This window comes from Mitsuaria sp. TWR114, from assembly GCF_007997345.1.
Window position 1 is genome coordinate 1 of the sequence record NZ_VOSR01000222.1, and the last position, 6,401, is coordinate 6,401.

9 protein-coding genes are annotated in these 6,401 nt (G+C 71.6%); 4 read left to right on the forward strand and 5 right to left on the reverse strand.

Annotation, left to right across the window (positions count from 1 at the left end; translation table 11 throughout):
- On the reverse strand, positions 1 to 1,146 hold a 1,146-nt coding region (gene pepQ, locus FUT87_RS09975), incomplete at its 3' end, for a Xaa-Pro dipeptidase (protein ID WP_147240920.1).
- The gene (locus FUT87_RS09980) at positions 1,143 to 1,736 is read right to left on the reverse strand and encodes a 5-formyltetrahydrofolate cyclo-ligase (RefSeq protein ID WP_091727809.1); all 594 of its coding nucleotides are present in this window, start codon (positions 1,734 to 1,736) and stop codon (positions 1,143 to 1,145) included. The genes FUT87_RS09980 and pepQ, both read right to left, overlap by 4 nt.
- 89 nt (positions 1,737 to 1,825) lie before the next feature.
- On the opposite strand from FUT87_RS09980, the gene FUT87_RS30540 reads away from it, so the two are divergent.
- Entirely contained in the window at positions 1,826 to 2,116 is a 291-nt protein-coding gene (locus FUT87_RS30540; RefSeq protein WP_255511755.1) for a TfoX/Sxy family protein, read from the forward strand.
- 1 nt (position 2,117) lies between these two features.
- On the opposite strand, the gene FUT87_RS30545 is transcribed toward FUT87_RS30540, so the two are convergent.
- On the reverse strand, positions 2,118 to 2,315 hold the full coding sequence (locus tag FUT87_RS30545; RefSeq protein WP_255511756.1) for a hypothetical protein: 198 nt from the start codon (positions 2,313 to 2,315) through the stop codon (positions 2,118 to 2,120).
- Positions 2,312 to 2,671, reverse strand: a complete 360-nt coding sequence (locus FUT87_RS09990) for a DUF2917 domain-containing protein (RefSeq protein ID WP_175538354.1) — start codon at positions 2,669 to 2,671, stop codon at positions 2,312 to 2,314. The genes FUT87_RS30545 and FUT87_RS09990 overlap by 4 nt, the downstream gene beginning before the upstream one ends.
- Before the next feature lie 127 nt (positions 2,672 to 2,798).
- On the opposite strand from FUT87_RS09990, the gene FUT87_RS09995 reads away from it, so the two are divergent.
- Both FUT87_RS09995 and FUT87_RS31395 read left to right on the forward strand, forming a co-directional pair.
- The gene (locus FUT87_RS09995; protein ID WP_310735158.1) at positions 2,799 to 3,656 is read left to right on the forward strand and encodes a LysR family transcriptional regulator; all 858 of its coding nucleotides are present in this window, start codon (positions 2,799 to 2,801) and stop codon (positions 3,654 to 3,656) included.
- A complete protein-coding gene (locus FUT87_RS31395) occupies positions 3,653 to 3,781 on the forward strand; it encodes a hypothetical protein (protein ID WP_310735160.1) in 129 nt (42 codons plus the stop codon). Before FUT87_RS09995 ends, FUT87_RS31395 begins: the two co-directional genes overlap by 4 nt.
- A gap of 13 nt (positions 3,782 to 3,794) precedes the next feature.
- On the opposite strand, the gene FUT87_RS10000 is transcribed toward FUT87_RS31395, so the two are convergent.
- On the reverse strand, positions 3,795 to 4,412 hold the full coding sequence (locus FUT87_RS10000; protein ID WP_147239768.1) for a 5-formyltetrahydrofolate cyclo-ligase: 618 nt from the start codon (positions 4,410 to 4,412) through the stop codon (positions 3,795 to 3,797).
- An 11-nt stretch (positions 4,413 to 4,423) separates the two neighbouring features.
- On the opposite strand from FUT87_RS10000, the gene FUT87_RS10005 reads away from it, so the two are divergent.
- Positions 4,424 to 6,401 (forward strand): lytic transglycosylase domain-containing protein (locus FUT87_RS10005; RefSeq protein WP_147240921.1); only part of this gene is annotated, 1,978 nt, incomplete at its 3' end.

Genomic DNA, 6,401 nt, shown 5'->3' on the forward strand with positions numbered 1-6,401 from the left:
GCCGGGCTGCAGCATGCGCGTCAGCCGCAAGTAGGGGTGACCGTCGGGCTTGGGGATCGTGCCGCCGTCCTCGCCGGCCATGAAGCCGCCGATGTCGTGCACCTGCAGGCCGAGCAGGTGGCCGATGCCATGCGGCAGGAAGGTCGAGGTCACGCCCTGCGCGAGCATCGCGTCCTCGTCCATCCGCACGATGCCCAGCTGCCGCAGCACGCCGGCGATCTCGCGGTGCGAGGCCAGGTGGATGTCGCGGTAGTCGACGCCCGCGCGCACGCGATCGACCAGGCGCAGCTGCGCGGCCTCCATCGCGTCGACCAGCGCCTGGAAGCTGGCGTCGCCGTTGCCGGTGGTGCGGGTGATGTCCGAGGCATACCCGCAGCTGTGCGCGCCCGCGTCGATCAGCAGCGACAGCGACTGCGCCGGCGCCCGCTGGTCCTGGTACTGGTAATGCAGCACCGCGGCGTGCTGGTTCAGCGCGACGATGTTGCCGTAGGGCAGGTCGCGCTCGGCCAGGCCGCAGGCCCGGAGGTAGGCGGCATGGATCGCCGCCTCCGACCGGCCTTCGCGGAAGGCGCGCTGCGCGGCCAGGTGCGCCGTCGCGCCCAGCGTCGACGCCTCGCGCAGGCGCAGCAGCTCGTAGCCGGTCTTCACCGCGCGCGCGTGATGCAGCGGGTTCAGCACCTCGGGCGGGTTGTTCGGGACGATGTCGCCCAGCGCCGCGTCGGCCTCGCCGACGATCGCCAGCTCGCCCGGCAGCTGCAGGTAGGGCAGCGCCTCACCGGGGGTGCGCACGACGATCATTTCGAAGTGCTCCACCCAGAAGCCGCTCGGCGCCTCGGGCGGCACATGCCAGTAGTCCTCGGGCTGGACGTAGACCAGCCGGGGCCGGTGGCCGGGACGGATCACCAGCCAGCTGTCCGGATGGCGGATCAGCGGCACCCACAGCTTGAAGTGGGGATTGGGCTGGAAGACGTAGGGCCGGTCGTCGAGGAAGGCGAACTTCTCGACACCGGACGCGATCAGCAGCGCGTCGTAGCCACCGCGCTGGAGCGCGTGTTCGGTGCGACGCTGCTGCTCGGCGAGGTGGGCCACATACAGCGCATCCAGCGTGTCGGCGGTCGGGCGGACGGGGGAATCGACGGCATTCATGCGCGCGGATTCTCCCAGACCACTCCCATCTCGGTCAGCATCGCGTCCAGCCGCACGTCGTTCGGCTGGGCGGTCAGCGTCGGCTGGAAGCCGTGGCTGAAACCGACGCCCACGGCCTGCGGCCGGGGCTGGATCTGCGCGATGGTGCGCAGCATGAAGCCGCCGCCGTAGCCCATGCGGATGCCGCCCGGGCCGTAGCCCAGGCAGGGCAGCAGCAGGAGTTCGGGCTCGAAGGCCTCGGTGTCCTTGGGCTTGGTGATGCCGGTCGCGTCCTCTTCCATCGGGCAGCCGGGATACCAGACGTGGAAGCGCAGGCGCCCCTGCTCGCGATCGACGACGGGCAGGCCGATGCGGCGTTCGGGATCGACCTCGCTCCAGCGGTACAGCGCCGGCAGCGGATCGAATTCGCCCTTGATCGGCCAGTACGCCGCAATGCGCTTTTCCTTGCGTCCCACCAGCCACACGCGCAGCACGCCCTGCACCAGGTCCGCGAGTTCCAGGCGGCCCGGCAGGTCCAGGCGCTCGCGGATCAGGCGCTCGCGCAGCGCCTGGCGGTCTTCGGAAATCGGCAGCTTGTCGTTCGGATCCATCCGGCCCCTTCGCGTTGCCCAGCGGGACCGACGGGCCCCGGAGCCGGCCATTGTGGCCGCGCCGGACGCGGGTTGCTAGAGTCGCCGCCATGGCACGAGGCACCACCACCACGGGAACCGTCCGGCGCGTCGCCGGCGCGGGCAGCGATTTCGCCAACCACTGCATGGAGCTGCTGGCGCCGCTCGGGCCGGTGCTGGCGCGGCGGATGTTCGGGGGCTTCGGGCTCTATGTCGACGACCTGTTTCTGGCCATCATCAGCCGCGACGAGCTCTACCTGAAGGCGGACGCCGTCAGCCAGCCGCGCTACCTCGAGGCCGGCTGCGAGCCCTTCCGGTACGCGAAGACTGGCAAGACGGGCGACAGGAGGTCGCCAGCCTGAATTACTTCCGGCCGCCGGAGGAGACGCTGGAGTCGCCGGCGCTGATGCTGCCCTGGGGGCGGCTGGCGATGGAGTCGGCCTTGCGCTCGGCCAATGCGAAGCCGAAGGCCAGCACGCCGAAGAAGAGCGCCGGCACCACCGCCGAGCCCAGCACCGACAGGAAGCTGAAACCGGTCAAGGCCACGGCTCCGGCGCTCAAGCGTTCGCCAGGCGCTGGCCGAACAGCTGCCCGAAAGAAGGCAGCCGGCTGACGCGCCGCGCGCGCTGGGCGGCGCAGGCCTGCGGCGGCACCATCAGCTGGAAGCGGGCGGTCGGCCAGGCTTCCACGACCAGTTCGGTGCCGCTGGCCACTTCCAGGGTCTCGCCGGCCGACAGCCAGAAGTCCTGGGCCGGCAGGTTCAGGTCGCCGCGCTGCGTCACCCAGACGCGCCCGTCGAGCACATGCAGCTCGCGGCGGCCCGGGCCGATCGGCAGGCTCATCGCCTCGCCCGCGGACAACGCCCACGCGGCATCGTCGCGGCTGACCTGGATTGATGACTTTTGCATGACGTTCATGATCGGCTCCCCGTCCGCCGGGCGGCCCGCGCACCTGGCGGCGTTCCTCGTGGACATGGAGGGATATTAGGGTTGCCCCGCATGCCGGTCCAATGAGTCTTCGCGCGTCGATTGATACCATCCGCGCATGAATCCGCCTCGACATCGCCCGCTCGCCGTCGGTCCGCTGCGCGCCTTCGAGGCGGTGGCCCGGCGCCTGAGCTTCAGCGCCGCCGCCGACGAGCTCTACCTGACCCAGTCCGCCATCAGCCGCCAGATCCGGTCGCTGGAGGAGGAACTCGGCGCCACGCTCTTCCTGCGTGGCACCCGCCATGTCGAGCTGGCGCCGGACGGCAAGCTGCTGCTGGCGGCGGTCGAGCCGATGCTGGAGCGGCTGGACAGCACCGTGCGCCAGATCCGCTCGACGCGCGGCCGACGCGTGGTCAACGTCACCACCTTCGCCTCGTTCGCGTCGCTGTGGTTGATCCCGCGCCTGGAGGCCTTCCAGCGCGAGCATCCGGACATGGACATCCGCGTGTCCGCGCTCGACCAGCTGGTCGAGATCGACGACAGCGAGTTCGACGTCGCGCTGCGTTATGCCGCGCCCAACCGGGTGGCGCCGTCGGCGCAGCGGATGTTCGGCGAGATGCTCACGCCGGTGGTCAACCCCTGGGTCGCGAAGCAGGCGCAGGAGGGCCAGGGCCCGCCGCTGGGCCAGGCGGCCGACCTGCGCCAGTACACGCTGGCCGAGGAGGACGACCAGCGCCCCAGCGGCCTGTTCCTGAGCTGGCGGCGCTGGCTGGCGCTGCACGGCGCGCCCGACCTGCAGCCGCGGCGCTGGATGTACCTGAACTTCACCTACCAGCAGATCCAGGCCGCGGTCTCGGGCCAGGCGGTCGCGCTGGCGCGGCTGCCGCTGATCTACGAGGCGCTGGAGCGCGGCGAGCTGGTCGAGCCTTTCGGCGCGGCCGGCCGTACCGACTGCCGACGGTCTACTGGCTCATGATGTCGGCGCACGGGCGACAGCGGCCCGAGGTCGTCGAGTTCGCGCGCTGGATCGGCGAGCAGTCGGCGCTCACCCGGCGCGCGATCGGCGAGCCCGATCCGCCCGTGGACGAGCACTCGGGCTGAGCGCCGCGCCGCCTCAGGGCGCGAGCACCTCGCGCTCGGTCACGACGACGGTCATCGCCTGGTCGTGCGGCTGCACCTCGAAGCTGGCTTCGCAGCAACTCCAGGCCAGGCCGATCGTCGTGACGCCGGGATGCGCCTCCAGCCAGCGGTCGAAATAACCGCCGCCATAGCCGAGCCGGAACCCCTCGCGCGTGTAGCCCAGGCAGGGCACCAGCAGCACCTCGGGCACGAGCACCGGGCCGGTGGCGCTGGGGATGCCGCATTCGTCCTTGAGCGTGGGCGGGGTGCCGTCCCAGCGCCGGAACTCCATCGCCGCCGGCCCGCGGTCGCCGGCCTTGCGGGCGAACGGCAACGCCAGTTGCATCGCCCCGCCGAGCTTGTGCGTCGCGGCCCAGGCCGCTGCGTTAAATTCACCCTCCAGCGGCCAGTACAGGCCGAGGCTCAGCGGCTCGAGCTGGCGCAGCAGCGGAAGCAGCTGCTCGTCCAGCTTGTCGGCGGCGAGACGGGCCTCGGCGCCGGCCGACCATTCGCGGCGGCGCGCCAGCAAGGCGCGGCGCAATTCGCTTCGCTCATGGGGCCAGGTCTTGCCGGCGATGCCGGCGGCGTCGGGGGCCGTGGGGGAATCATTCATCGCAGTCGGTCATGAAGTTCGCTCGAATCACTGTAACCGCCCTCGCCTCCGCCACCCTGGGCGCGCTCTGCGCCTGGACGGCCCTCCCCGCCGTCGCGCAGTCGACGATGCCCTTCGCCGTCGTGCCCAATCCGCCACCGCCGCTGCCGGACCTGGTGACCGACGCCCGCGAGGCCTGGCGTACCCGTGACCGCTCGCGGCTGGCCGCGATGCGGCAGGTCGCCTTCGACCAGCAGCACCCGCTCGCGCCCTGGTTCGACTACTGGGAGCTGAACGCCCGGCTGGCCGACGCGCAGCAGCCCGAGATCACCGCCTTCTACGCCCGCTGGCCCGGCAGCTACGTCGAGGACCGCCTGCGCAACGACTGGCTGCTCGAACTGGGCCACCGGCGCGACTGGGCCAACTTCCGTCGCGACCTGGCCGGCTACAAGATGCAGGACGACCGCGAGGTCGTCTGCTACACGCTGCTGGCCGACCCGCCGGCGCGCGAGCTCCGCGAGGCGGCGCGCACCGCCTGGCTGGCGCAGCGCGACGCCGACGAGGGCTGCAACATGCTGGCCGCGACGCTGCACGAGAACGGCCAGTTCAAGGACTCGGATGTCTGGCGCAAGCTGCGGCTGGTCGTCGAGACCAACAAGCCGCGCGCCGTGAAGCAGGCCGCGGCGCTGCTGTCCAAGGCCGACCAGGACGCGATCGCCGAGCTGATGGACAAGCCCGACCGCTACCTCCAGCGCAAGGCCGCCGCGTCCCCGCGCGCCCGGGCGGAGCTGACGCTGCTGGCGCTGATGCGGCTGCTCGCCACCGACTACGACAAGGCCGAAGACGACGTTCGCCGCTGGGCGCCGAAGCTGCCCAATGACCTGTCCGCCTGGCTGTGGGCCCAGTACGGCCGGCAGGCCGCGCTGCGGCTGAAGGACGAGGCCAACGACCACTTCGAACGCGCGCTGAAGTTGCAGGCGCGACTGGGCGGGCCGCTCGAATGGAGCGACGACACGGTGAACTGGATCGCCCGCGCCGCGCTGCGCGGCGACGCCGGCGCCAGCCGGCCGGAGCAGCTGGTGGCGGCGATCGCGCTGATGAAGCCGTCGGACCAGAAGGACATCACCTGGCAGTACTGGCGCGCCAAGGCCCAGCAGCAGCTCGCGGCGAACGGCCCCGCCGGCGACGCCCAGCGTCGCGAGGCCCTGGAGTCACTGCGCGCGATTGCGTCGCCGCTGAGCTTCTACGGCAAGCTCGCCGCGGACGAGCTCAAGCTGCGCCTGCCGCTGCCGCCCTCGCCGGCCGAGCTGAGCGCGCAGGAGCGGGCGCAGGCGCTGGCCAATCCCGGCATCCAGCGCGCGCTGCAGCTGCTGGCGGTGGGCCTGCGCAGCGAGGGCCAGCGCGAGTGGAACTTCAGCCTGCGCGGCCTGTCCGACCGCGAACTGCTCGCCGTCGCGCAGACCGCCTGCGAGCGCGAGCTCTGGGAGCGCTGCATCCAGACCAGCGAACGCACCCGCACCGAGATCGACCTGGCCCAGCGCTTCCCCATGCCCTATCGCGCCGACGTGCTCCGGCAGTCCACCGCGGTGGGCCTGGACCCGGCCTATGTCTACGGGCTGATCCGCCAGGAGTCGCGCTTCATGATGGACGCGCGCTCGCATGTCGGCGCCGGCGGCCTGATGCAGGTGATGCCGGCGACCGCCAAGTGGACGGCCAGGAAACTGGGCGTCGAATTCCGGCCCGACATGCTGCACGACCGCGACACCAACCTGCGCCTGGGCACCGGCTACCTCAAGCTGGTGATGGACAGCTTCGACGGTTCGCAGGCGATGGCGGCCGCCGCCTACAACGCCGGACCGAACCGCCCGCGGCGCTGGCGCGAGGGGCCGCAGCTCGACGCCGCCATCTGGACCGAGAACATCCCGATCTGGGAGACCCGTGACTATGTGCGCAAGGTGCTGTCCAACGCGACGATCTATGCCCAGCTGATGGGCCGCGAGGGCGGCACGC

Coding starts and splice junctions, on each gene's coding strand:
- FUT87_RS09980 (WP_091727809.1), bottom strand. CDS start 1,736: ATGGATCCGAACGACAAGCTGCCGATTTCCGAAGACCGCCAGGCGCTG.
- FUT87_RS30540 (WP_255511755.1), top strand. CDS start 1,826: ATGGCACGAGGCACCACCACCACGGGAACCGTCCGGCGCGTCGCCGGC.
- FUT87_RS09990 (WP_175538354.1), bottom strand. CDS start 2,671: ATGAACGTCATGCAAAAGTCATCAATCCAGGTCAGCCGCGACGATGCC.
- FUT87_RS09995 (WP_310735158.1), top strand. CDS start 2,799: ATGAATCCGCCTCGACATCGCCCGCTCGCCGTCGGTCCGCTGCGCGCC.
- FUT87_RS31395 (WP_310735160.1), top strand. CDS start 3,653: ATGATGTCGGCGCACGGGCGACAGCGGCCCGAGGTCGTCGAGTTCGCG.
- FUT87_RS10000 (WP_147239768.1), bottom strand. CDS start 4,412: ATGAATGATTCCCCCACGGCCCCCGACGCCGCCGGCATCGCCGGCAAG.